Below are 21478 nucleotides of genomic sequence, written 5' to 3' on the forward strand. Positions count from 1 at the left end.
GCAGAGCGTGACGCTACCTTGACGCCACGTCGGCGGTGATGTGCATCACAACCGGGCCCGGTGCGCCGGCGTACGTCCTCCTCGGTCGTCGCGACCGTCGGTCGCGACACTCCTTCCGAAAGGTCCACCGTGCCCATTCCACGCCTGTTGGCGCGCGCCTCCGCGGCGCTCGCCCTCACGCTGGCGACGGTCGTCGCCACGTCGGTCCCCGCCTCCGCCGACCCCGCCTGGTGGCGGGGCCCCGCCCCCACCCAGGCCAGCATCACCGCCGAGCGCGGTCCGTTCGCCGTCTCGACGACGTCGGTGTCGGACTGGTCGACCCCGGGCTTCGGCTCGGCGACCATCTACTACCCGACGACGACGTCGGCGGGCACGTTCGGCGGGGTGGCGATCTCGCCCGGGTACACCGCGTCGGAGTCGACGATCGCCTGGCTGGGCCCGCGGATCGCCTCGCAGGGCTTCGTCGTCATCACGTTCAACACCAACTCCCGCTACGACCAGCCGGCCTCCCGCGGTGACCAGTTGCTGGCCGCGCTGGACTACCTCACCGGTTCCAGCGCCGTCCGGTCGCGGGTCGACGCCTCCCGGCTGGCGGTGATGGGGCACTCCATGGGTGGTGGCGGCTCGCTCGAGGCGGCCAAGGACCGGCCCGCGCTGCGCGCGGCGATCCCGCTGACCGGCTGGAACGTCGACAAGACCTGGCCCGAGGTCCGCACGCCCACCCTGGTCATCGGCGCGGAGAACGACAGCGTCGCGCCCGTCAGCAACCACTCGATCCCGTTCTACAACAGCCTGACCAACGCCTCCGAGCGGGCCTACCTGGAGCTGAACAACGCGAGCCACTTCGCGCCGAACAGCCCCAACGCCGACATCGCGTCCAGCTCGATCGCCTGGCTGAAGCGGTACGTCGACGCCGACACCCGGTACACCCAGTTCCTGTGCCCCGGCCCGACGGTGTCGATCTTCGGCAGCATCTCGGACTACCGGTCCACCTGCCCGATGTGAGCACCCCCTAGGCCGGCGGGGCGGGTTCCGACGACGTCGGGGCCCGCCCCTCCTGGCCTAGGCTCACTGCTGTGAGCGGCGTCCCCGAGGAGATCGTCCGCCACGCGGCGCGGACGCTGATGAGCGGCCGCCGGCTGGACACCGGCGCCCTCGCCGTGGAGCTGGGCATCTCCCGCGCGACGCTGTTCCGCCGGGCCGGCAACCGGGACGCGATCCTCGGTGAGGCCCTGGCCTTCCTCGGCCTGCGGACCCTGCGGGCGATCGAGCGCGAGCACGACGCCCGCCCGGCTCCCTCCGGGGCGCCCACCCGGCTGCGCTCGCTGGCCGTCAGCGAGGACTTCCGCTACGCCCTCAGCACCGCCCTCCCGATCCGCCGCCTCCTCGACGAGGAGCCGGCGACGGCGATCCGGGTGCTCACCGATCCGCAGGGCCGGGTCCAGCCGCGGGTGGTCGAGGCCTACACCGAACTGTTCCAGCACGACGTCGACGAGCACGGGCTCGAGCCGCAGATCGCCGTTCCGCTGCTCGCGCTCGCCGTGGTCCGGCTCGGGGAGTCCTTCCTCTACTCCGACGTGCTGGCGGCGCGCGCGCCCGACCTCAAGGCGGCGACGACGGTGCTCGACGCGCTGATCACGAGCGTCTTCGGCCTCGACGACCGCTGAGCGGCGGTCGTCCCCAGGCGCGCCGCCCGTCCACAGCCCGAGCCGGCCGCGCCCTGGTTGTCGGTGGTGAGCCGCACTCTCTGTCGCATGACGACCGATCCGCAGACGCTGGCCTGGCTCGACCAGGAGGACAGCCGGATGGCGCAGACGATCCGGGCCCACCGCGTCGCCGTGCAATACGTCATGCGCGGCGAGGAGTCCGACGAACCGCCGTTCGGCTACACCGTCGGCCTGTTCGGGGTGGGCCATCCCGAACTCGTCGTCGTGGGGGTGGGCCACGGGACCGCCTGCGCCATGCTGAACACCGTGGCCGGCCTGGTCCTCGCCGGGCGGGACCTGGTGCCGGGCGAGCTCCTCGTCCTCGACCGGGAGCGCCGGCTCGCCGTCGAGACGCTGCCCAACCCGGCCGACGTGCTGTTCTCGGCCAATCGCTTCTACCAGCGGCCGGACGAGTTCTCGGTGCCCGCCCACCAGCTCACCTGGGCCCACGAGGGGGGCGTCTTCCCCTGGGATCCCGGCTATCCCTGCCCGCCCGAGTGCCAGCCCCGGCCGGGGACGTGGCGCGCGTAGAGCGACGTCCCGGGCACGGCCGCCCCGCAGGGCCCCGCCGCCGGCCTGCGAGTGGCGGGTTGGTCGTCGTTCAGTCGAGGCCGAGGTCGCGGCGCAGCTTGGCGACGTGCCCGGTGGCCTTGACGTTGTAGGACGCGCGCTCGATCCGGCCCTCGGCGTCGATCACGAACGTCGAGCGGATCACGCCGACGACCTCCTTGCCGTACAGCTTCTTGGTGCCGTAGGCGCCGTAGGCCTGCATCACCTGCTTGTCCGGGTCGGACACCAGCGTGATGTCCAGGTCCTCCTTCTCGCGGAAGCGGGCGAGCTTCTCCACCGGGTCGGGCGAGATCCCGATGATCTCGAGCCCGGCCTCGGCGAGGTCGCCGGCGGCGGCGGTGAAGTCGACGGCCTGGGTGGTGCAGCCGGGGGTCAGCGCCGCCGGGTAGCAGTACACGATCACGCGCCGGCCGCGGTAGGAGGAGAGCGACACCGGGTTCCCGTCGGCGTCGGGCAACGTGAAGTCCGGCGCCGGGTCGCCGGGGGTGAGGCGGACGGGGGCGGCGTCGGTCTCGCTCATGCCGCGCATCCTGCCGTGTCCCGGGGGCGGCCCTGCAAGGGGGCGGCGGGGCTCACCCGGGCAGGAAGGAGAAGCGCACCTGCCGCTGGGGGTTGTCGGTGTTGGTGTCCACCAGGCAGATCCGCTGCCAGGTGCCCAGCATCAACCGCCCCTCGAGGACCGGCACGCTGGCGTGCGGCGGGACGAACGCCGGCAGCACGTGGTCGCGCCCGTGCCCCGGGCTGCCGTGCCGGTGGCGCCAGCGGTCGTCGCGGGGGAGCAGCTCCTCCAGCTGGGCCAGCAGGTCGTCGTCACTGCCCGAGCCGGTCTCCAGGATCGCCAGGCCGGCGGTGGCGTGCGGGACGAAGACGTGCAGCAGGCCGTCGTCCTCGGACCGCACGAAGTCGGCGCAGTCGTCGGTGAGGTCGACGACGACGGGGGCGCCCCCGGTCCGGACGGCACGCAACTCCGATCTCATGGCGACGATCCTGCCCGGTCCGCCGGCCCGGTGTGCGGTGGACGGGTACCGCGGCTCCCCGGGGCGGCGTCGGATCCGTCGCCGCGGGGATCCGCCGACAGGAGCGACCGCAGCCGGGCGACCTCCTCGGTGAGCGCCTGCAGGTCGCGTCGCGTCACCGCTTCGGACTCCTCGCCCACCTGCTGCACGCGCTCGACCAGCCAGGACGCGAACGTCGCGGTGATCACCCCGAGCAGGGCGATACCGGTGAGCATGAGACCGGCGGCGACCACCCGCCCCTCGGCGGTCACGGGGTAGCGGTCGCCGTACCCGACCGTGGTCACGGTCGCGAAGGCCCACCACAGCGCCTCGCCGAAGCCGTCGATGTTCGCCTCCGGGTGGTTCCGCTCGGCGTCGAGCACGGCCAGGGCGGCGACGAACATGAGCAGGGCCGTGGCGCCCACGACGAACACCGCGACGCGGCCGCGCAGCGAGTGCCCGGCGTGCCGGTTCAGCGCGTGGAGCAGGGTGACCAGGCGGAGCAACCGCAGCGGCCGCAGCAGCGGGAGGACGATGACGGCGAGGTCGAACAGGTGGGTCCGGACGAACCGCCGGCGGTGCTCCGACAGGGCGAGGCGGATCCCGTAGTCGACGGCGAACCACAGCCAGCTCAGCCAGGTGACCCAGCGGCAGACGGTGGGCCACGGCGGCGCGAGGTCGGGTTCGAGGACCGGCCAGGCGTAGGCGGCCAGGAACAGCAGCGCGGCCGCGGTGAGGATCCAGTCGGTGGAGCGCTCCCAGCGCTCCCGCCGCGGATCGGTCAGGGAGGTCGCCGCCATGCCCGCCGACGCTAACGGGACACCGCTCCGGGCATGCGCCGTGGTGGTCCTGCACGGGGCACTACTGTCGGTGGCCGTGACCCGCCCCGACGGCCGTACGGCCGAGCAGCTCCGCCCGGTGACGATCACCCGCAACTGGCTGGATCACGCCGAGGGCTCTGTCCTCGTCGAGTTCGGCCGCACCCGCGTCCTCTGCGCGGCCAGCGTCACCGAGGGCGTTCCGCGGTGGCGCAAGGGCTCGGGACTGGGGTGGGTGACCGCCGAGTACTCGATGCTGCCGCGCGCCACGCACACCCGCAGCGACCGCGAGTCGGTGAAGGGGAAGATCGGTGGTCGCACCCACGAGATCAGCCGGCTGATCGGCCGTTCGCTGCGCGCCGCCGTCGACCTCGGCGCGCTGGGGGAGAACAGCATCGCCATCGACTGCGACGTCCTGCAGGCCGACGGCGGCACCCGCACCGCGGCCATCACCGGCGCCTACGTCGCGCTGGCCGACGCCGTCTCCTGGCTCGGCGCGCGGAAGCGGCTGGCCCGGCCGACGGCGATCGTCCAGTCGGTCGCCGCGGTCAGCGTCGGGATCATCGACGGCGAGCCCCGGCTGGACCTCGCCTACGAGGAGGACGTGCGGGCCGGCACCGACATGAACGTGGTCTGCACCGGCGACGGCGGGTTCGTCGAGGTGCAGGGGACGGCGGAGGGCGCGGTCTTCGACCGTGCGGCGCTGGACGCGCTGCTCGACCTGGCGGTCGCCGGCTGCGCCGAGCTCACCCGCCTGCAGGCCACGGCGCTGTCGCTGGAGCCGGTGGTCCGATGAGCACCCGGCTGCTGCTGGCCACCCGCAACGCCGGCAAGCTCGCCGAGCTGCAGCGGCTGCTCGCGAGCGCGGTGCCCGGCGTCGAGGTGGTCGGGCTGCGCGACGTCCAGGAGTACCCCGAAGCACCCGAGACCGGGGCGACCTTCGCCGAGAACGCCCTGCTCAAGGCGCGCGAGGCGGTCCGCTACACCGGTCTGCCGGCGGTGGCCGACGACTCCGGGCTCGCGGTGGACGCGCTGAACGGCATGCCCGGCGTGCTGTCGGCGCGCTGGTCGGGCCAGCACGGTGACGACGACGCCAACACTGCGCTGCTGCTCGGGCAGCTCGCCGACGTGCCGGACGAGCGGCGGGGAGCGGCGTTCGTCTGCGCGGCGGCGCTGGTCACCCCCGACGGCGCCGAGCGGGTGCTGGAGCGGGAGTGGCGCGGGCGGGTGATCCGCGAGAAGCGGGGGAGCAACGGCTTCGGCTACGACCCGGTGTTCGTCCCGGAAGGCCTGGAGCTCACCTCGGCCGAGCTGGAGCCCGCCGAGAAGGACGCCCGCAGCCACCGGGGGCAGGCGTTCGTGGCGCTCGTGCCCGTGCTGACCGAGGTGCTCGCCGGGCGCTGAGCCCCCGGTCGGGTCAGTCCCGGCGCAGCGCGAAGCCGAGCCAGGCGAGTGAGTCCTCCTCCTCGGGCTCGGCGTGCCGGCCCGGGCGGAGCAGCTGCTCCTCGTCGGGCACCCGCGCCGGGGCCTCGAACTCCGGGGCGCGGTGCCGGCCACGGGCAGGTGCGGCGGCGGGGGAGTGGACGACGGCGGCGCGCACCATGGCGGCCGGCAGCCAGGTCGTGGTCGGGGTGGCGCCGGAGGTCATGCCCTCCCATCGGCCGGTGCCCCGCCGGGCGAGAGGGGCACCGGGGCGACGCCACCCGGCTGGGTGAACGGCCCGACCAGGTTCTGTGACGGGGTGCACTCCCGCCGCCTCAGTAGCCTCCGGGGCATGGAGCTCGTCCGTCTTCTCCTCGTCGTCGTCCACATCCTCGGCCTCTCCCTGATCATCGGGCCGTTCCTGTTCCAGGTGAGCCGCAAGGCCGGGTTCGACACGACGCTGATGACGATCGGTGCGCTCACCCAGCTGGTGAGCGGCCTGGCGCTGGTCGGCATCCGCGAGGCCGACGACCTCCCCGTCGACCACGCCAAGATCGGTGTCAAGCTCGTCGTCACGGTGCTGGCCGTGGTCACGGTGTTCCTGGCCGCGCGCAAGCAGCAGGCCGCCGACGCCGGCCGGGCCGCTCCGAAGTCGCCGCTGCCGTTCTTCCACTCCACCGGGGCGCTGGCGATCCTGAACGTCTTCATCGCCGTCCTCTGGACCTGACCGGAGCGGAACCCGGCTGACAGCTCCGGGGGCGGGGCGCTAGCGTCCGGCCCCGTGCACCCGCCTCCGCGTGTCCGACCGCCCGGGGCCGCGGACGAGCGGGCTCAGCTCGGGGGCTGGCTGGACCTGCAGCGTTCGCTGGTGCACCACAAGTGCGAGGGCCTGGGCGAGGACGACGCCCACCGCGCCCTCCTGCCGACCTCGCCGCTGATGACGGTGGCCGGCCTGGTCTCCCACCTGCGCTGGGTCGAACACTGCTGGTTCGAGGTGCTGTTCCTCGATCGGCCCGCCGCACCCAACCCCCAGTTCGGCCAGGAAGGGGACGCCGACTTCCGCGTCGAGGGGGTGCCGCTGGCGCGGCTGCTGGACGAGTACGCCCGCCAGTGCGCGGTGTCGGACGGGATCGTGGCGGCGGCGTCGCTGGATGACCGCGGCCGGAACGGGCAGTACGGAGCCGACGCGCTGTCCCTGCGCTGGATCCTCGGGCACATGGTCGAGGAGGTGGCCCGGCACGTGGGGCACCTCGACCTGCTCCGGGAGATGCTCGACGGGGGGACCGGCTACTACTGAGCGGGCGCGTGACCCGCCGTCACCCGGGGCACACCCCAGCGATGCAGGTCTTCGTGGACGCCGCCCGGACGCTGAGCTTCGCCGACGGCACCCCGGTGACCGCGGCCTCGGGCGTGGCCCCGCTCGGGGACGGCTGGCTCGTGGTGCAGGACGACTCGACGATCGCCGCCTGGCGCCGTCCCGGCGAGGTGCTGGCGGTGCCGGTGCTCCCACCCGTCGAGGGGCTGCGCAGCTTCCGCGAGTCCGACGGCACCAAGCACCTCAAGCCCGACCTGGAGGTCGCCTGCCTCGCGGAGGTGGACGGGGAGCCCGCCGTGCTCCTGCTGGGCTCGGGGTCCACGCCCCGGCGGATGCACGCGGTCCTCGTGCGGCTCGAGGACGGGCAGCCGGTGGTGCGCTCCGCCGAGCTGACCCCGGTGTACCAGCGCATGGCCGAGCGCCTGGGGCTGCCGATGGACCACGTGAACCTCGAAGGCGCGAGCCGGCACGGGGACGTGGTCCGGTGGTTCAACCGGGGCAACCTCTTCGCCGGCGTCCGCTCGGCGAGCGTCGACGTGCCGCTGCACGACCTGGTCGCCGCCGTCCTGCGCCGGGCCGAGCCCGCCGCCGTCCCGGTGGACCGGCCCCGCGAGTACGAGCTGGGCGAGGTGGAGGGCGTGGGCCTCGCGGTCACCGACGCGGTCGCGCTGCCCGACGGCCGGGTGCTGCTGAGCGCCGCCGCCGAGGACACCCCGAACGCGGTCGACGACGGGCCGGTGGTGGCCACCGCGATCGCGCTGCTGGACGGCGACACCGTGCAGGAGGTCGTGCCCATCCCCGAGGTGGACGGCCATGTGCAGAAGGTCGAGGGCCTGGCGCTGCGCGGCATCGAGGACGGCGTGGTGCGTCTGCTGGCCGTCGTGGACGACGACGACCCGGACACCCCGTCGGCCGAGCTGGACCTGCGCGTCGACCTGCGCTGAGCCGCCGCCCACGCCCGGGAGCGCGCCACCGGCCGGCACGGGCGGGAGCGGCGGGCCGGGGCGGTTGGCGTCATCCCATGGACTTCGTCGTCTGCCCGCACGACGCCGCCCACCTGAAGGTCGTGGAGCGGCGCTGCGGCCACCCTGACGGACCTCTCCTGACCTGCCCGCACTGTCGACGACGGTTCGTGATGCCCGGTCGCGAGGTGAAGGAGGTGCCACCACCGTCGCCCTGAACGGTCGCTCCGGGCGGAGTCCCAACGCCGTCCAGCGGGTGGGCTACGGGCGAGGGCCGGCGGAGGCGCGGTAGGCCGCCCGCGCCGCTCTGATCATCTCGTACGACGGGTGGGCCTTGTTGTCCCGCTGGTTGAGCGGCGGGGCCGACTCGGCGATGACGGCCGCCTCCACCGCCTTCGGTTCCGGGTGCACCGCCCACGTCACCTGCAGGTGTGTGCGCATCCACTCGGACAGCCGCGACTCGTCAGCGTCGACCGGGACGACGCGGTCCGTCGTCCACCGGGTGGTGTAACTCTCGGACGGCATCAGCAGCGCGACCAGGACACGGCGCAGGGTGGAGGAACCGGTCGGGCCTCGGAAGTGGTTGCCGACCACTCTGGCACGCAGGTCCCGAGCCAAGCCGATGTACAGCAGCTCCAGCCCTTCGACGCCCGGATGAGCCGGGCCGGACACCCCGGGCAGCGTCGCCGCCCGAGCCCACCAGGCGTAGAGACCGGAGCGACGCGGGATCTGTCCGCCCGCTCGCTCCGCATCGGCCGGTGGCCCGCACAACTCGTTCGCGACGGCGAGTGCATCGGTCACTTCCGCAGCCTCCCACTGCTCTCCGGCGGGCCGTGGCGTCGTGCGGGGGAGACCCGGGCGTCGTCCGGCGTGGGGCCCGGGCCTGCGGGGTTGCTCCAGTGCGGGAGAGGGGAGTCGAACCCCTACGCCCGAAGGCACCAGATCCTAAGTCTGGCGTGGCTGCCGTTACACCACTCCCGCGTGCTTCCGGAGTCTAGGAGCACCTGTGCGGGTGCTCCGGGAGGACCGTCGCCGCGCTGACCTGCGCCGCGTCTGGCAGGCTGTCGCCGTGCCCCGCGACCCACGACAGATCCAGCTCGAGATCGATGCGGCCCGCGAGTCGCTGGCCGCCACCCTGGACCAGATCGCCTACCGCAGCAGCCCCACGCGCCTGAAGGCCCAGGGCAAGGACGCCGTGCAGCGCTTCCTGCAGACGCCCGCCGGTCAGGCCACGATGGGCGCCGTCGGGCTCCTGGTCACGCTGGTGGTGGTGCAGAAGGTCCGGCACCGCAAGGCCGCGGCGCCGGCCAAGCGGAACCGTCGGCCCGTCGTGGAGAAGAAGGTCCAGTACCGCACGCGCTGATCGCCGTCCGACACGACGAGACCGGCCCGTCCCCCAGGGGGACGGGCCGGTCTCGTGGTTCTCGGGTGCTCGGCCGGGTCAGGCGCTGGTCGCCCGGTGGCGCACCAGGGGCAGGACGACGGTCTCCAGCACCTCGTCGACGAAGGCCTCGTCGACCGGGCGGTGGGTGAGCAGCCAGCGCTGCACGAGGAGCGCGCTGACGGTCTCGGCGGCGACCGAGGTGCGGAACGACGGGTCGAGCTCGCCGCGCGCCTCGGCGTTCTGCCACACCTGCTCGAAGGACTGCTGCCACACGGCCAGCGGACCCTTCTCGAACGCCTCGGCCAGCGCCGGGTGACGCGGCACGGTCGACAGCAGGGAGAGGGTGGCCGCGCCCGTCGGGCCGTTCACGACGCCGACGAGGGAGTGCATGATCTCGCGCAGGTCGCCCTCGAGGGAGCCGGTGTCGGGGCTGTGCGCCTCGGCGCGGTTGAGGTCGGAGATCGTGTCGACGACCAGGTCCTGCTTGGTGCGCCACCGTCGGTAGATCGTCGCCTTGCCCACGCCGGCCTCCGCGGCGACCGCATCCATGGTCAGCGCGCCGTAACCCACGTCGGCGAGCAGGCGGAGGATCGCCGCGCGGATCACGCCGTCCCGGCTGGGATCGCGCGGCCGGCCGCCACGACTCGGACGAGCGGCTTCTGCGGTGGGGAGAGCGGCCATGGGCGAAACCTTAGACATTCAAGTTGTGAACTAGCTGGGAGTCCCCTGCGAGTACCCCCGGAAGAGCGTTCCGATACCGCCGCGCGCCTGTCCCGTGTGCCCGTGCGCGTGAGTCACCCTGTCCTCCGTGGGAACCATCTGCGGCGGCGTCTGCGGGTGCCGCCAGAACTGGGAGGTGCCCGGGCGGGCGGGTCGTGCGCTGCTGGCGACGTCGATCGGGCACGTGCTGCCGCACGTGGCCCGCACCGCCAAGGCGCTGGGCCTCACCGTCTACTCCGCGCCCCAGCTGGTCGACGTCGTCGACGACCGGGGTGGACGGGGTCTGGAGCGGCTGTTCCAGAAGCTGGCGCGGGAGCTGACCGCCGCCGAGACCGAGGCGGTGCGGGTCGCCACCGACCCGCCGGACGACGGCGCCGCGCTGACCGCCCGGCTGCTGACCGCGCCCACGCTGGCCGTGGAGCTGGCGCGCCGCGGCGTCACGGTCGAGGTCGGCGTCCTGGCCGAGGCCGAGTTCTGGTCGGTGTACCAGCCGATCGTCTCGCTGGCCGACCGCTCCGTCGTCGCGCACGAGGCGCTGCTGCGCGGGCTGGTCGACGGCCGTGAGGTCGGCGGCGGGGACCTGTTCTTCGTGGCCGAGTCCGCCGGCTGGCTGCACCGGCTGGACCGCATCGGCCGGGAGTCCGCCATCGCCGGCGCAGTGCCGTGGCTGGGCGAGGACGACCTGTTCATCAACTTCAACCCAGCCTCGATCTACCGGCCGCAGGTCTGCCTGGCCAGCACCGAGCAGGTCGCGCACGACGCCGGCATCGCGCCGACCCAGCTGGTCTTCGAGGTGGTCGAGTCGCACGCCATCGCCGACCGCGGGCACCTGGTCTCGGTGCTGGAGCACTACCGCTCGCTGGGGTGGCGCGTCGCGCTCGACGACGTCGGCGCCGGCTGGAACAGCCTGTCGCTCCTCGCCGCGGTCCGGCCCGACGTGGTGAAGCTGGACAAGGGGCTGGTGCAGGAGCTGCCCGACGACGGTGCCCGCACGGTGCTGAAGGCGGTGACCGACCTGGCCCACCAGCTGGGGGCGGTGGTCGTGGCCGAGGGGATCGAGACCGAGCGGCTGGCCGAGGAGGTGACCGCGCTGGGGGCCGACATGGGCCAGGGCTGGCTGTTCGGCCGGCCGGTACGCCCCGAGCCGCCCGCCGAGGAGCCCGAGGGTCGCTGGCAGCCGGTGGCGCGGACCCGCTGACGCCGTCGCCGGTCAGCCCAGGGCCCAGCCGGTGAGCACCGGCCGGCCGTGCTCGTGCCCCAGGACGCCGTACCGGCCGGCGGGCAGCGCGAACAGCGCCCCGGCCTCGGGCGCCAGCCCGAGCCAGCGGGCCGTCAGCACCCGCAGCACGTGGCCGTGGGCGACGAGCGCGACGTCGCCGTCGGGAAGGCGGTCACGGACCCGGTCGAGGACCCGGTCGACCCGGGCGCCGACGTCGGCCAGCGTCTCGCCGGGGACGTCGGCGTCGACCGTGCCGTCCCGCCAGATCGACCACTCCCGGCCCAGCTCCTCGCTGATCTCGGCAGTGGTGCGGCCCTCGTAGCCGCCGTAGTCGAGCTCGACGAGGTCGCCGTCCACCGCTGTGGCGGTCAGGCCGGCCAGCTCGGCGGTCCGCCGGGCCCGCTGGAGCGGGCTGACCCGCACCTCGGCGAAGCTGCGTCGGCCCAGCGCCGCGCGCAGGGAGCGGGCCTGCTCCTCGCCCTCGGGCAGCAGCGGCAGGTCGGTGGCCCCGGTGTGCTGGCCGCTGCGGCTCCACTCGGTCTGCCCGTGCCGCAGCACCACGAGCTCTCCCAGCCGTCCACCGACGATCTCGCCCACGTCGTCCATCGAACACGCCCGTCCGGGAACACGCGCGGTGGCTGCCGCGCTGGCTCCCGGCATGACCACCGCACAGCTCAGCGACACGTTCAGCATCGGCGGAGACCTCCCCGTCCACCGGCTCGGCTACGGCGCCATGCAGCTGCCCGGCCCCGGCGTGTGGGGCGAGCCGGCCGACCGGGCCGCCGCCGTCCGCGTCGTGCAGGCCGCCGTCGAGCAGGGCGTGGACTTCATCGACACCGCCGACTCCTACGGCCCCGAGGTCAGCGAGCAGATCATCGCCGAGGCGCTGCACCCCTACCCTGAGGGCCTGGTCATCGCGACGAAGGCCGGGCTGACCCGCCAGGGCCCGGGCATCTGGACGCCGGTCGGCCGGCCCGCCTACCTCAAGCAGCAGGTCGAGCTCTCCCTGCGGCACCTGAAGGTCGACCGCATCGACCTCATCCAGCTGCACCGCATCGACGCCGAGGTGCCGCTGGCCGACCAGCTCGGCGCCTTCGCAGAGCTCAAGGAGCAGGGCAAGGTCCGGCACATCGGCGTCTCCGAGGTGTCGGTGGATGAGCTGGAGGCGGCGCGCGGGATCACCGAGATCGTCAGCGTGCAGAACCTGTACAACCTGACCACCCGCCAGAGCCAGGACGTCCTGGACTACGCCACCGCCGAGGGCATCGCCTTCATCCCGTGGTTCCCGATCGCCACGGGTGACCTGGCCGCCCCGGACAGCCCGGTGGCGGACATCGCCCGCGAGCTCGACGCCACTCCCTCGCAGGTGGCGCTGGCCTGGCTGCTGCAGAAGTCGCCGGTCATCCTGCCGATCCCGGGCACCAAGTCGGTCGACCACCTCACCGAGAACCTCGGTGCGGCTCGGCTGACCCTGTCCGACGAGGACATGGCCCGCCTGGACGCGCTGGCCTGAGCCGCCGCCCGCCCGGGCATAGGAAGCTCTACCCGCGTTCAGCCACCCCCGGATGCAGGTAGAGCTTCCTATGCCTCACCGGCGCGGCGGGACCCCCGGCGCGCCGGAGGGCTGAGGCACGCGTCACCATGGCCTGCGTGGACGCCGAGGACTTCCGCCAGGTCAAGGACGCCGTTCGACAGCTGATCCGCGAATCGGTGCTGCCCCGCGAGGAGCAGATCGAGGACGAGGACCGCATCCCCGACGACCTGCGGGCGCAGGCCGCGGAGATGGGTCTGTTCGGGTACGCGCTGCCCGAGGACTACGGCGGGCTCGGCGTCACGATGAGCGAGGACGTCGAGCTCGCGATGGAGTTCGGCTACACGACGCCCGCCTTCCGCTCCCTCTTCGGCACGAACAACGGCATCTCCGGCCAGGTGATCGCGAAGTTCGGCAGCGAGGAGCAGAAGAAGAAGTACCTGCCGCGCCTGTCGGCCGGTGAGCTCATCGGCTCCTTCGCGCTCACCGAGGCCGAGGCCGGCTCCGACCCCTCGGCACTGCGCACCAGCGCCCGCCGGGACGGCGACGAGTGGGTCATCAACGGCAGCAAGCGCTACATCACCAACGCGCCGATCGCCGACCTGTTCGTCGTCTTCGCCCGCACCGACCCGGAGCAGAAGGGCGGCCGGGGCATCTCCAGCTTCGTCGTCGAGACGACGACGCCGGGCGTCACCGTCGGCCCCAAGGACGCGAAGATGGGCCAGGCCGGCGCCTGGACCAGCGAGGTGTTCTTCGACGACGTGCGGGTGCCCGCCGACGCGCTGATCGGCGAGGAGGGCCGCGGCTACGCGAAGGCCCTCACCGTGCTCTCCCGCGGCCGGCTGCACATCGCCGCACTCTGCGTCGGCATGGCGCAGCGGGTGCTCGACGAGTCGGTCGCCTACGCCGCCACCGCCAAGCAGGGCGGGGCGCCGATCGGCCGCTTCCAGCTGGTCCAGGCGATGCTCGCCGACATGCACGCCGAGCTGCTCGCCGGCCGCAGCATGGTGCGCGACGTCGCCGCCCGCTACGACTCCGGCGAGGACACCTCCGTCGGCCCGTCGTCGGCCAAGCTCTTCTGCACCGAGATGGTGGGCCGCGCCGTCGACAAGGCCGTGCAGGTGCATGGCGGCATGGGCTACCTGCGGACGACGCCGGTGGAGCGCTTCTACCGCGACGCCCGGCTGTTCCGGCTCTACGAGGGCACCAGCGAGGTGCAGCGGGTCATCATCGGCGGCGCGCTGCTGCGTGAGGCCGGCATGGCACGTGGCTAGGCCCGAGCTCACCGACGACGAGCGCGGGGTCCGTCGCGAGGCGGCGGCGGAGCTCGGTGAGGCCCTGCGCGAGCTGGTCGACGCCGCCGTCCGCACCGAGGCGCCGGTCGACCGGCTGAGCGAGGCGACCCGGGCCGCGCGCGAGCTGACCGCGCTGCTGTCGGAGGACCTGCGCGAGGTGCACGAGATCGCTTCGGTGGACGACCCGGAGACCGGCCAGCGGTGGTACAGCCCGGTGTACGGGCCGGGCAGCCCGGTCGCGCCGCCGATGGTCGTCGAGGACCTCCCGGACGAGGGCCGCTGCGTCGGCCGGGTCACGATCGGCAAGAAGCTCGAGGGCCCGCCCGGGCTCGTGCACGGCGGGGTGGTGGCCACGCTCCTGGACCACGTGCTGGCGCGCTCCGCGCGCGGCGCCGGTCACGGCGGGCTGACGGCGACCCTCTCCGTCACCTACCGCCGGCCCGTGCACCTGGGCGTGCCGCTGGTGGTGATCGGTCAGCTGGTCTCGGTCGACGGCCGGCGGGCCACCGCGACCGCCCGGCTGGTGGCCGAGGACGACCCGGCGACGACGCTGGCCGAGGGGGAGGCGCTGCTGGTCGCCCTGCGCGCGGAGCGGGCCTCGGAGGTGTTCGCGCGCACCGGCCGCGACGTAGGTGCCTGGACCAACCGCAGCTGAAACGGGTTCGGGAACCGCCCGGTACCCGGTAGCGTCCGCCCTCCACCGATGCACCAGGAGGGCACGTGCGGCGCACGTACGTCAGCTACAGCGGCTCCTACCAGCCGCTCACCGCGGCGGCTGTCGCGGCTCCCGACGGGCTGCGGCCGGAGCTGGCCGACGTCGGCCGGCTCGCCCGGCGCGGCGTGCGGGCGCTGGTCGGCGCCGCCCGCGCGGGGGAGCGGCCGCGGCTGTCCCGGGTGCTGGCTGCGCACCTGGGCGACGCGGCCGAGGGGCTGGACGTGGTGGAGGAGACCTGGCCCGGCTACGAGCACGTCAACGTCCAGGCCGGGGTCGACGCCTGGCTGACCGGGGCGGGGCGGACGCACGAGCTGGTCGGGGTGGCCGGGTTCCAGCACACCCAGTTCGGCCTCGGCGACCTGCTCGGTCCCGACGGCGAGCACCCGCACGGACCCCGGCCGGGCAACCCGGCCACGGTCAACCTCGCCTGCGGCCCCGACGGCGAGGTCCGGGCCTGCCAGCGGTGCGCGATCTACCTGGTCACCGAGCCCGACGGCAGCCGCGCGGCGCTGCTGCTGCGGGGTGCGGCACCGGAGTACGGCGTGCCGCAGGTGTCGGTGCAGCTGGTGGGCACCGACCCGGCCGCGGTGGCCCGTGCCGCCGCCGAGATCCGCGCCGCGAGCATCGAGCACAACGTGTTCCGCGGCCAGGTTCTCTCCTTCGGTCAGGAGGTGTTCGGGCACGGGCAGACGTTGCTGCAGTTCCACCGCCGGCCGGAGCTGCGGGCCGACCAGCTGATCCTGGCGCCGGCCACTCTCGCCGAGATCCGGCGGCAGGTGGTGGACGTCGCCCGGCACAAGGAGCGCCTGCTCGCGGCCGGCCAGCACCTCAAGCGCGGGGTGCTGCTCTACGGCCCGCCCGGCGTCGGCAAGACCCACACCGTCCGGTATCTGGTGAGCAACCTGCGCGACACCACGGTCATCCAGCTCACCGGCAACGCGCTGCACCTGATCGCCGAGGCGTGCTCGGTGGCACGGGCGCTGGCGCCGGCCATGCTCGTCGTGGAGGACGTCGACCTGATCGCCGAGGACCGCGGCATGCACCCGGGCCAGCATCCGCTGCTGTTCCAGCTGCTCAACGAGATGGACGGGCTGGCCGAGGACGCCGACGTCGTCTTCGTGCTCACCACGAACCGCGCCGACCTGCTGGAGCCTGCGCTGGCCGCACGCCCGGGCCGGGTGGACCAGGCGGTGGCGCTGGAGCTGCCCGACGCGGCGGCGCGCCGGGCGCTGTTCGACCTCTACCGCGGGACGCTGGAGGTGGACACCAGCGGCCTGGACGACGTGATCGCCCGGACCGAGGGCGTGACGGCGTCCTTCCTCAAGGAGCTGCTCCGCCGGGCCGCGCTGGTGGCGGCGGCGCGGACCCCGGACGGCGGCGGGCTCACGGTGTCGGCGGGTGATCTGACCGCGGCGCTGGACGAGCTGCTCGACACCCGCAACGCGATGACCCGCACCCTGCTGGGCAGCCTGCCCGGCTGAGTCAGTTGGCCCGCGGCCCGGGCGCGTTGGCCCGGTCACCGGCCGGGTCCAGCTCCGGGCCGCCCGCCGGGCGCAGCAACGGCCCGGGCGCACCGGTGCCGGTGCCGAGCGCCGCCACGAACTGCCGCAGCACGTCGTCGCCGGCGTGGAACGGGGCCCAGTCGAGCAGCTTGCGCGCCCGGGCGGTGTTCAGCGCGGGCGCCTGTGTGCCGATGTCCACCCAGCCGGGCTCGGTGGGCACCACGTGCGCGGTGAACGCCGCGTGCAGCCCGGCGCGCACCGCGAACGCCGGGGTGGGGATCCGCACCGAGCCGAGGGCGCGGGCCAGCGCGTCGGCGTCCATCAGCGGCTCGGCCGCCAGGTTGAACGGGCCGGGGGCACGGCGGTCGAGCATCCGCTCGAGGGCGTCGGCGACGTCGTCGGCGTGCACGAACGAGAGGGCCAGCGCGGGCAGGGGGAGCGGGAGCAGCCGGGCGACCGCGCCGGGCAGCATGCGCGCGGCCCCGAACAGCAGCGGCCCCAGGAAGTAGCGGCCGATCTCGCTGCTGGCCTCCGGCTGCAGGACGAGGGTGGGGCGGACGACGGTCAGGGTGGTGTCCGGGTGTCGGGTGAACACCTCGCGGACCACCCGCTCGGCCTCGGACTTGTCGCGGCTGTACTGCGCGCTCGGGATGCCGGTCGTCGGCCAGTCCTCCGTCACCCGCTGCCCGCGCGCGCCGGCGGCGTAGGCGCCGATCGAGCTCATGTGCACGAACTGGCCGACCCCGGCGGCCGCCGCCGCGCGGGCCACCCGCCGGGTGCCCGCCACGTTCACCTCGCGCAGGCGATCGGGCTGCCGGCCCGGCTGCAGCGCCCAGGCCAGGTGCACCACCGCGTCGGCTCCCTCGACGAACTCGGCGATCTCCGCCTCGCTCGCGGCCTCCCCCAGGTCGGCGGAGTGCCAGCGGACGCCGTCGTACGGGGCCGTCGCCGGCGGCCGGCGCCGGGCCAGCCCGCGGACCTCGGCCACGCCGGCCCTCGGGTCGGTGAGCCGACGCAGGAGGGCGGTGCCGACGTTGCCGCTGGCTCCGGTGACGGCGATGGTGCGGCCGGAGAGCTGGCCGGGGGAGAGGTTCGGCATGTCCTGCGGCTACCCGTCCGCCCCCGCGCCAACCGGCGCCCCCCGCGATCAGCCGGTCGAGCGGGCGGGGTCGGGCGAGGTGGCGTCGTCGTCGAGTGACCGGCCCCGTAGCTCGGGCAGTGCCCACGCCGCGATCGCGGCCACCACGAAGAAGACGGCGAAGGTGGCGAACACCAGCCCCGTGCCCCCGGCGTCGACCAGCAGCGGCACGCACAGGGGCGCGGCGATGGAGGCCAGCCGGCCGAAGCCCGCGGCGGCGCCGGCGCCGGTCGCCCGCAGCGCGGTCGGGTAGATCTCCGGTGTCACCGCGTAGAGGGCACCCCAGGCGCCGAGGTTGAAGAACGACAGCACCATCCCGGTCACGAGCACCGCGGTGTCGCCGTCGGCGGCCGCGAACAGCCCGGCGCCCAGCGCGGAGCCCAGCAGGAAGGTGGCCAGCGTCGGGCGGCGCCCCCACTTCTCGATCAGGTAGGCCGCCAGGGCGTACCCGGGCAACTGGGCGATCGTGATGATCAGCGTGTACTGGAAGGACCTCACCAGGGAGAAGCCCTCGTTGAACAGCAGCGTCGGCAGCCAGATGAAGGCGCCGTAGTAGGCGAAGTTGATGCCGAACCAGACGATCCAGAGCGCGGCCGTCCGGCGGGCGGTGCCGGCCGCCCAGAGGGCACCGACACCCGGCGGGGTGGCCGGCGGTGCGGGGGGCGGCGACGCGACCGGCGCGACGTCCGCGGCGCGCTCGAACCGGCGCACCGTCGCCTCCGCCTCGTCGGTGCGACCGCGCAGCTCGAGGAAGCGCACCGACTCGGGCAGCCCGCGGCGGACGACGACGGCGTAGAGGGCGGGCACGGCCCCGATCGCGAGCGCCCAGCGCCAGCCGTCGTCGCCGACGGGGACGACGAAGTAGCCGATGAGCGCGGCCAGCGTCCAGCCCACCGCCCAGAACGCCTCCAGCAGCACGACCACCCGGCCGCGCACCCGCGCCGGGGCGAACTCGCTGACCAGGGTGGAGGCGACCGGCAGCTCCGCGCCCAGCCCCAGGCCGATGAGGAACCGGAAGACCAGCAGCGCACCGACCGACCACGACAGCGCCGCGGCGCCCGTGGCCACCCCGAAGACGAGCAGGGTCAGGGCGAACACCTGGCGGCGGCCGAACCGGTCGGCCAGCAGACCGCCGAGCGTGGCGCCCAGCGCCATGCCCACGAAGCCGATCGACCCGATCCACGAGACCTCGCTGTTCGACAACCCCCACTGCGCGACGAGCGCGGTCATCACGAACGAGATCAGGCCGACGTCCATGGCGTCCAGCGCCCACCCGATGCCCGAGCCGACCACCAGCCGGCCGTGCTCACGGGTGACGGGCAGCCGGTCGAGGCGCTCGGCCCGGGTGGCGGTGGTCCTCGGTTCGGCGGTCATCGCGGAGGAAACTACCCCGGCGTGCACGCGAACCGGGGCGGGGCGCCGCGGGTGCGGGCCCCGCCCCGGATCAGGACGGTCGTCGGATCGCTCAGCTGCTCAGGCGTGCCTTGAGCAGGGCCTTCCCCTGCTCGCCACCCTTGCGGCTCTCGTTCTGCGCCTTGCGGAAGAACTCCGCGAGCTCCTGGTCCCCGGCGCGCTCGGCGTCCTGGATGTAGGCCTCGAGGCGCAGCGCGTTGCTGAGGCTGGCCTCGGTGAACCAGATCAGGTTGTAGTCCTTGTCGGCGGTGCCCGTGACGCGACCGGTTTCCGTGGTCGACGTGGTCATCAGGTCGTCCCCTTCCCTCGGTGTCGGTTACCGGACGCTCCGGGGCTACCCCGCAGCCGGGGCGCCGAACAGCCCCATGCCGACTTTCGGGCCGCCGATCCGGACGGTGGCGCGGGGGCGGCGCAGCGCTCAGCCGCGCACGTGGGCGGTGACCAGCTCGGCGGTCCGCTCCGCGGCGAGCTCCGGGATCCAGTGCGTCACGTCGTCGAGGACCTCGAGCCGGTACGGCGCCTCGACGAAGCGAGCGGTGTCCTCGGTCGCGGCGCGGCCGAGGAACGCGTCCCCGGTGCTCCACACGTGCAGCGTCGGCACCCGCACCTTCCCGACCGGGTCGCGCCCGCTCCACGGCAGGGCCCGGTACCAGTTCAGGGCCGCGGTCAGCGCACCCGGTTCGCGCACCCGCTGCGCGTACCGGTCGACGGCGTCCTCGGGGAGGCCGCCGTGCCGCAGCATTCTCCGCAGCGCGGCGCCGTCGCCGGCGAGCAGCAGCCGCTCGGGCACGACGGGCAGCTGGAACAGGCCCACGTAGTAGGAGCGCAGCCCCTGGTCGCTGCTCACCACGGCGCGGGCCATCGCGCCCGGGTGCGGTACGGAGAGCGCGGTCAGGGTGCGCACGCGGTCGGGGTGCCAGGCACCCAGCGCCCAGCCGACGATGCCGCCCCAGTCGTGGCCCACCACGTGCGCGGACTCCAGGCCGGCGGCATCGAGCAGGGCGAGGACGTCCCCTGCCGTCTCGCGCAGCCGGTAGTCCGCCCGCCCGCGCGGCCGCGCCCGGGGCGAGTACCCGCGCTGGTCGGGCGCCAGGGTGCGCAGGCCGTGCTGGTGCAGCGCCGGTGCCACCCGGTCCCAGGCGGTGGAGTCCTGCGGGAAGCCGTGCAGGAGGACGACGGGGTCGCCGTCGGTCGGTCCGGCGTCCCGGACGTCGAAGGTCAGGCCGTTCCGGTCGAAGCTGTCCACACCGCGACTGTGCCCCGAAGCCCGCCCTCGCGCACCGGGGGAGTGGAGCGGGCGCGCCCCCGGTCGATCGGGGACCATGGGCCGGTGACCGCCACTCCTGTCGAGATGATCGTGCTGGTGGACGAGGAGGGTCTGGCGATCGGCACGATGCCCAAGCCACAGGTGCACCACGGCGAGACGCCGCTGCACCGCGCGTTCTCCGCCTACCTCTTCGCCGACGACGGCCGGCTGCTGATCACCCGCCGGGCCGAGGACAAGGCGACGTTCCCGGGGATGTGGACCAACACCGTCTGCGGTCACCCGGGGCCCGGTGAGGACGACGGGGCTGCGATCGCCCGACGCGCCGGCTTCGAGCTGGGCCTCTCCGTCGCCGACATCCGCCCCGCCCTCCCGGGCTACCGGTACCGGGCGGAGTTCCGCGGCGTCGTCGAGAACGAGATCTGCCCGGTCTACGTCGGGCGCTTCTCCGGGTCCCCGGCGCCGGAGCCCAGCGAGGTGGCCGAGTGGGAGCTGCTGGACTGGGCTGCGTTCCGCCGGCGGCAGGAGACCGAGGGCGACGCGTGGTCCCCGTGGTGCCGTGAGCAGGCGAGGCTCATCGAGGAAGCGGGCCTCCACCGCATCTGACCGCGGCCCCGGAAAGGCGCGGTCGGTCGCCCCTGCCGGCCCCGACCTGCGCTGCCGGCGGTTGTCGGCGAGGCTGTCGGCGACGGACGCGCACCGACGACCGAGGAGCTGCCGTGGAGGCGTCGTTGAAGGGCCGGGTCGCACTGGTGACCGGCGGGGCCAGCGGGCTCGGCCGGGCCACGGCGCTGGCGCTGGCCGAGAGCGGCGCGCACGTGGTGGTCGCCGACATCGACGCGTCGGGCAGCGAGGAGACGCGGTCGCGGGTGGTCGCTGCGGGCGGCTCGGCGGAGGTCGTCCCCCTGGACGTCACCCAGGACGAGAGCCGGCGGACCGTCGTGGCCGACCTGTTCGACCGGCACGGCGACGCGTTCGACGTCCTGGTCAACGTGGCTGGCATCGACCGGCCGGGCTACATCACCGACATCGACCTCGCCGACTACCAGCGGGTGCAGGCGGTCAACTGCGAGGGCCCGATCTTCCTGACCAGCGAGTTCACGAAGCGGGTGCAGCACCTGCCGGAGGGGCGCACCGCCGACGTCGTGCACGTGGTGTCGCTCTCGGCGATCACCTCGGGCAGCGGGGCGATCGCCTACAACGGCTCCAAGGCGGGGTTCCTCAACGCGACCCGCTGCATCCAGCGGGAGCTGCGGGAGAAGGCCGTGCGGCTGGACGACGGCACCGAGCGGCCGTTCCCGTGCCGGGTGCAGAGCGTCATCCCCGCCGCGATGGACACCCCGATGATGGAGCAGTGGGGGATCCCCGGGCACCTGATGATGCCGCCGTCGGCGGTCGCCGAGGCCATCCGCACCCTGCTGCTCCTGCACCCGGCGGCGTTCGTCCCCGAGATGCAGATCGTGCCCCGGCTCGAACCGAACTTCCCGCGCTGACCGACCATGAGGAACT

27 protein-coding genes and 1 tRNA gene are annotated in these 21478 nt (G+C 74.1%); 16 read left to right on the forward strand and 12 right to left on the reverse strand.

Annotated features, from left to right (window positions below):
- Window positions 1-129 precede the first annotated feature (129 nt).
- The 3 genes from ACI8AP_RS01125 (at window position 130) to ACI8AP_RS01135 (ending at window position 2237) form a co-directional block, all read left to right on the forward strand.
- Complete coding sequence (locus ACI8AP_RS01125; RefSeq protein WP_456587484.1) at window positions 130-1005, forward strand: poly(ethylene terephthalate) hydrolase family protein; 876 nt, start codon at window positions 130-132, stop codon at window positions 1003-1005.
- A gap of 71 nt (window positions 1006-1076) precedes the next feature.
- On the forward strand, window positions 1077-1667 hold the full coding sequence (locus ACI8AP_RS01130) for a QsdR family transcriptional regulator (protein WP_456587485.1): 591 nt from the start codon (window positions 1077-1079) through the stop codon (window positions 1665-1667).
- Window positions 1668-1754: 87 nt separating this feature from the next.
- Window positions 1755-2237 (forward strand): DUF4262 domain-containing protein, encoded by a 483-nt coding sequence (locus ACI8AP_RS01135; protein ID WP_456587486.1) that lies wholly within the window; start codon window positions 1755-1757, stop codon window positions 2235-2237.
- A 70-nt stretch (window positions 2238-2307) separates the two neighbouring features.
- On the opposite strand, the gene bcp is transcribed toward ACI8AP_RS01135, so the two are convergent.
- The 3 genes from bcp to ACI8AP_RS01150 are packed head-to-tail and all read right to left on the reverse strand — an operon-like array spanning window position 2308 to window position 4071.
- On the reverse strand, window positions 2308-2796 hold the full coding sequence (gene bcp / locus ACI8AP_RS01140) for a thioredoxin-dependent thiol peroxidase (protein ID WP_456587487.1): 489 nt from the start codon (window positions 2794-2796) through the stop codon (window positions 2308-2310).
- 52 nt (window positions 2797-2848) lie between these two features.
- Entirely contained in the window at window positions 2849-3253 is a 405-nt protein-coding gene (locus ACI8AP_RS01145; RefSeq protein ID WP_456587488.1) for a YjbQ family protein, read from the reverse strand.
- Window positions 3250-4071, reverse strand: coding sequence for a potassium channel family protein (locus ACI8AP_RS01150; RefSeq protein WP_456587489.1), 822 nt, complete (start codon window positions 4069-4071; stop codon window positions 3250-3252). Before ACI8AP_RS01150 ends, ACI8AP_RS01145 begins: the two co-directional genes overlap by 4 nt.
- A gap of 76 nt (window positions 4072-4147) precedes the next feature.
- On the opposite strand from ACI8AP_RS01150, the gene rph reads away from it, so the two are divergent.
- Window positions 4148-4885, forward strand: a complete 738-nt coding sequence (gene rph, locus ACI8AP_RS01155; RefSeq protein WP_456587490.1) for a ribonuclease PH — start codon at window positions 4148-4150, stop codon at window positions 4883-4885.
- Window positions 4882-5493: an RdgB/HAM1 family non-canonical purine NTP pyrophosphatase gene (rdgB, locus tag ACI8AP_RS01160; protein WP_456587491.1), complete on the forward strand. Its 612-nt coding sequence runs from the start codon at window positions 4882-4884 to the stop codon at window positions 5491-5493. The genes rph and rdgB overlap by 4 nt, the downstream gene beginning before the upstream one ends.
- 13 nt (window positions 5494-5506) lie before the next feature.
- On the opposite strand, the gene ACI8AP_RS01165 is transcribed toward rdgB, so the two are convergent.
- Window positions 5507-5737, reverse strand: coding sequence for a hypothetical protein (locus tag ACI8AP_RS01165; RefSeq protein WP_456587492.1), 231 nt, complete (start codon window positions 5735-5737; stop codon window positions 5507-5509).
- Window positions 5738-5863: 126 nt separating this feature from the next.
- On the opposite strand from ACI8AP_RS01165, the gene ACI8AP_RS01170 reads away from it, so the two are divergent.
- From ACI8AP_RS01170 to ACI8AP_RS01180, 3 genes are read left to right on the forward strand one after another with little or no spacing between them, the layout of a single operon-like run.
- The gene (locus tag ACI8AP_RS01170) at window positions 5864-6238 is read left to right on the forward strand and encodes a hypothetical protein (RefSeq protein ID WP_456587493.1); all 375 of its coding nucleotides are present in this window, start codon (window positions 5864-5866) and stop codon (window positions 6236-6238) included.
- Window positions 6239-6292: 54 nt separating this feature from the next.
- Entirely contained in the window at window positions 6293-6808 is a 516-nt protein-coding gene (locus ACI8AP_RS01175) for a DinB family protein (RefSeq protein ID WP_456587494.1), read from the forward strand.
- A 41-nt stretch (window positions 6809-6849) separates the two neighbouring features.
- Entirely contained in the window at window positions 6850-7770 is a 921-nt protein-coding gene (locus ACI8AP_RS01180; protein ID WP_456587495.1) for a DUF6910 family protein, read from the forward strand.
- 279 nt (window positions 7771-8049) lie between these two features.
- Here ACI8AP_RS01180 and ACI8AP_RS01185 read toward each other — a convergent pair whose 3' ends face one another.
- Complete coding sequence (locus ACI8AP_RS01185; protein WP_456587496.1) at window positions 8050-8589, reverse strand: GIY-YIG nuclease family protein; 540 nt, start codon at window positions 8587-8589, stop codon at window positions 8050-8052.
- A 99-nt stretch (window positions 8590-8688) separates the two neighbouring features.
- Window positions 8689-8769 (reverse strand) — tRNA-Leu (locus ACI8AP_RS01190).
- An 88-nt stretch (window positions 8770-8857) separates the two neighbouring features.
- Between ACI8AP_RS01190 and ACI8AP_RS01195 the strand changes: the two genes are divergently transcribed.
- The gene (locus ACI8AP_RS01195; RefSeq protein ID WP_456587497.1) at window positions 8858-9151 is read left to right on the forward strand and encodes a DUF3618 domain-containing protein; all 294 of its coding nucleotides are present in this window, start codon (window positions 8858-8860) and stop codon (window positions 9149-9151) included.
- Window positions 9152-9229: 78 nt separating this feature from the next.
- On the opposite strand, the gene ACI8AP_RS01200 is transcribed toward ACI8AP_RS01195, so the two are convergent.
- Window positions 9230-9853, reverse strand: coding sequence for a TetR/AcrR family transcriptional regulator (locus tag ACI8AP_RS01200; RefSeq protein ID WP_456587498.1), 624 nt, complete (start codon window positions 9851-9853; stop codon window positions 9230-9232).
- A gap of 127 nt (window positions 9854-9980) precedes the next feature.
- Between ACI8AP_RS01200 and ACI8AP_RS01205 the strand changes: the two genes are divergently transcribed.
- Entirely contained in the window at window positions 9981-11090 is a 1110-nt protein-coding gene (locus tag ACI8AP_RS01205) for an EAL domain-containing protein (RefSeq protein ID WP_456587499.1), read from the forward strand.
- Window positions 11091-11102: 12 nt separating this feature from the next.
- Here the strand turns inward: ACI8AP_RS01205 and ACI8AP_RS01210 are convergent, their stop codons facing one another.
- The gene (locus ACI8AP_RS01210) at window positions 11103-11708 is read right to left on the reverse strand and encodes a histidine phosphatase family protein (protein WP_456587500.1); all 606 of its coding nucleotides are present in this window, start codon (window positions 11706-11708) and stop codon (window positions 11103-11105) included.
- A 61-nt stretch (window positions 11709-11769) separates the two neighbouring features.
- On the opposite strand from ACI8AP_RS01210, the gene ACI8AP_RS01215 reads away from it, so the two are divergent.
- The 4 genes from ACI8AP_RS01215 to ACI8AP_RS01230 all read left to right on the forward strand — a co-directional run bounded on the left by ACI8AP_RS01215 (window position 11770) and on the right by ACI8AP_RS01230 (window position 16133).
- Window positions 11770-12624: an aldo/keto reductase gene (locus ACI8AP_RS01215; protein WP_456587501.1), complete on the forward strand. Its 855-nt coding sequence runs from the start codon at window positions 11770-11772 to the stop codon at window positions 12622-12624.
- Window positions 12625-12752: 128 nt separating this feature from the next.
- A complete protein-coding gene (locus tag ACI8AP_RS01220; protein ID WP_456587502.1) occupies window positions 12753-13916 on the forward strand; it encodes an acyl-CoA dehydrogenase family protein in 1164 nt (387 codons plus the stop codon).
- The gene (locus ACI8AP_RS01225; RefSeq protein ID WP_456587503.1) at window positions 13909-14592 is read left to right on the forward strand and encodes a PaaI family thioesterase; all 684 of its coding nucleotides are present in this window, start codon (window positions 13909-13911) and stop codon (window positions 14590-14592) included. Before ACI8AP_RS01220 ends, ACI8AP_RS01225 begins: the two co-directional genes overlap by 8 nt.
- A gap of 65 nt (window positions 14593-14657) precedes the next feature.
- Window positions 14658-16133, forward strand: coding sequence for an AAA family ATPase (locus ACI8AP_RS01230; RefSeq protein ID WP_456587504.1), 1476 nt, complete (start codon window positions 14658-14660; stop codon window positions 16131-16133).
- 1 nt (window position 16134) lies between these two features.
- Here the strand turns inward: ACI8AP_RS01230 and ACI8AP_RS01235 are convergent, their stop codons facing one another.
- The 4 genes from ACI8AP_RS01235 to ACI8AP_RS01250 form a co-directional block, all read right to left on the reverse strand.
- Entirely contained in the window at window positions 16135-17253 is a 1119-nt protein-coding gene (locus tag ACI8AP_RS01235) for an NAD-dependent epimerase/dehydratase family protein (RefSeq protein WP_456587505.1), read from the reverse strand.
- A gap of 48 nt (window positions 17254-17301) precedes the next feature.
- Window positions 17302-18666 carry an MFS transporter gene (locus tag ACI8AP_RS01240; RefSeq protein ID WP_456587506.1) on the reverse strand — a complete coding sequence of 455 codons (1365 nt, stop codon included), beginning with the start codon at window positions 18664-18666 and terminating at the stop codon, window positions 17302-17304.
- A gap of 91 nt (window positions 18667-18757) precedes the next feature.
- Window positions 18758-18994: a hypothetical protein gene (locus ACI8AP_RS01245; protein WP_456587507.1), complete on the reverse strand. Its 237-nt coding sequence runs from the start codon at window positions 18992-18994 to the stop codon at window positions 18758-18760.
- Window positions 18995-19123: 129 nt separating this feature from the next.
- Window positions 19124-19951: an alpha/beta fold hydrolase gene (locus ACI8AP_RS01250; protein ID WP_456587508.1), complete on the reverse strand. Its 828-nt coding sequence runs from the start codon at window positions 19949-19951 to the stop codon at window positions 19124-19126.
- An 84-nt stretch (window positions 19952-20035) separates the two neighbouring features.
- On the opposite strand from ACI8AP_RS01250, the gene idi reads away from it, so the two are divergent.
- Together idi and ACI8AP_RS01260 are read left to right on the forward strand one after the other, a co-directional pair.
- Window positions 20036-20575 (forward strand): isopentenyl-diphosphate Delta-isomerase, encoded by a 540-nt coding sequence (gene idi, locus ACI8AP_RS01255; protein WP_456587509.1) that lies wholly within the window; start codon window positions 20036-20038, stop codon window positions 20573-20575.
- Between the two features lie 113 nt (window positions 20576-20688).
- Window positions 20689-21462: an SDR family NAD(P)-dependent oxidoreductase gene (locus tag ACI8AP_RS01260; RefSeq protein ID WP_456587510.1), complete on the forward strand. Its 774-nt coding sequence runs from the start codon at window positions 20689-20691 to the stop codon at window positions 21460-21462.
- Window positions 21463-21478: the final 16 nt, after the last annotated feature.

The organism is Blastococcus sp. SYSU DS1021 (assembly GCF_054050995.1).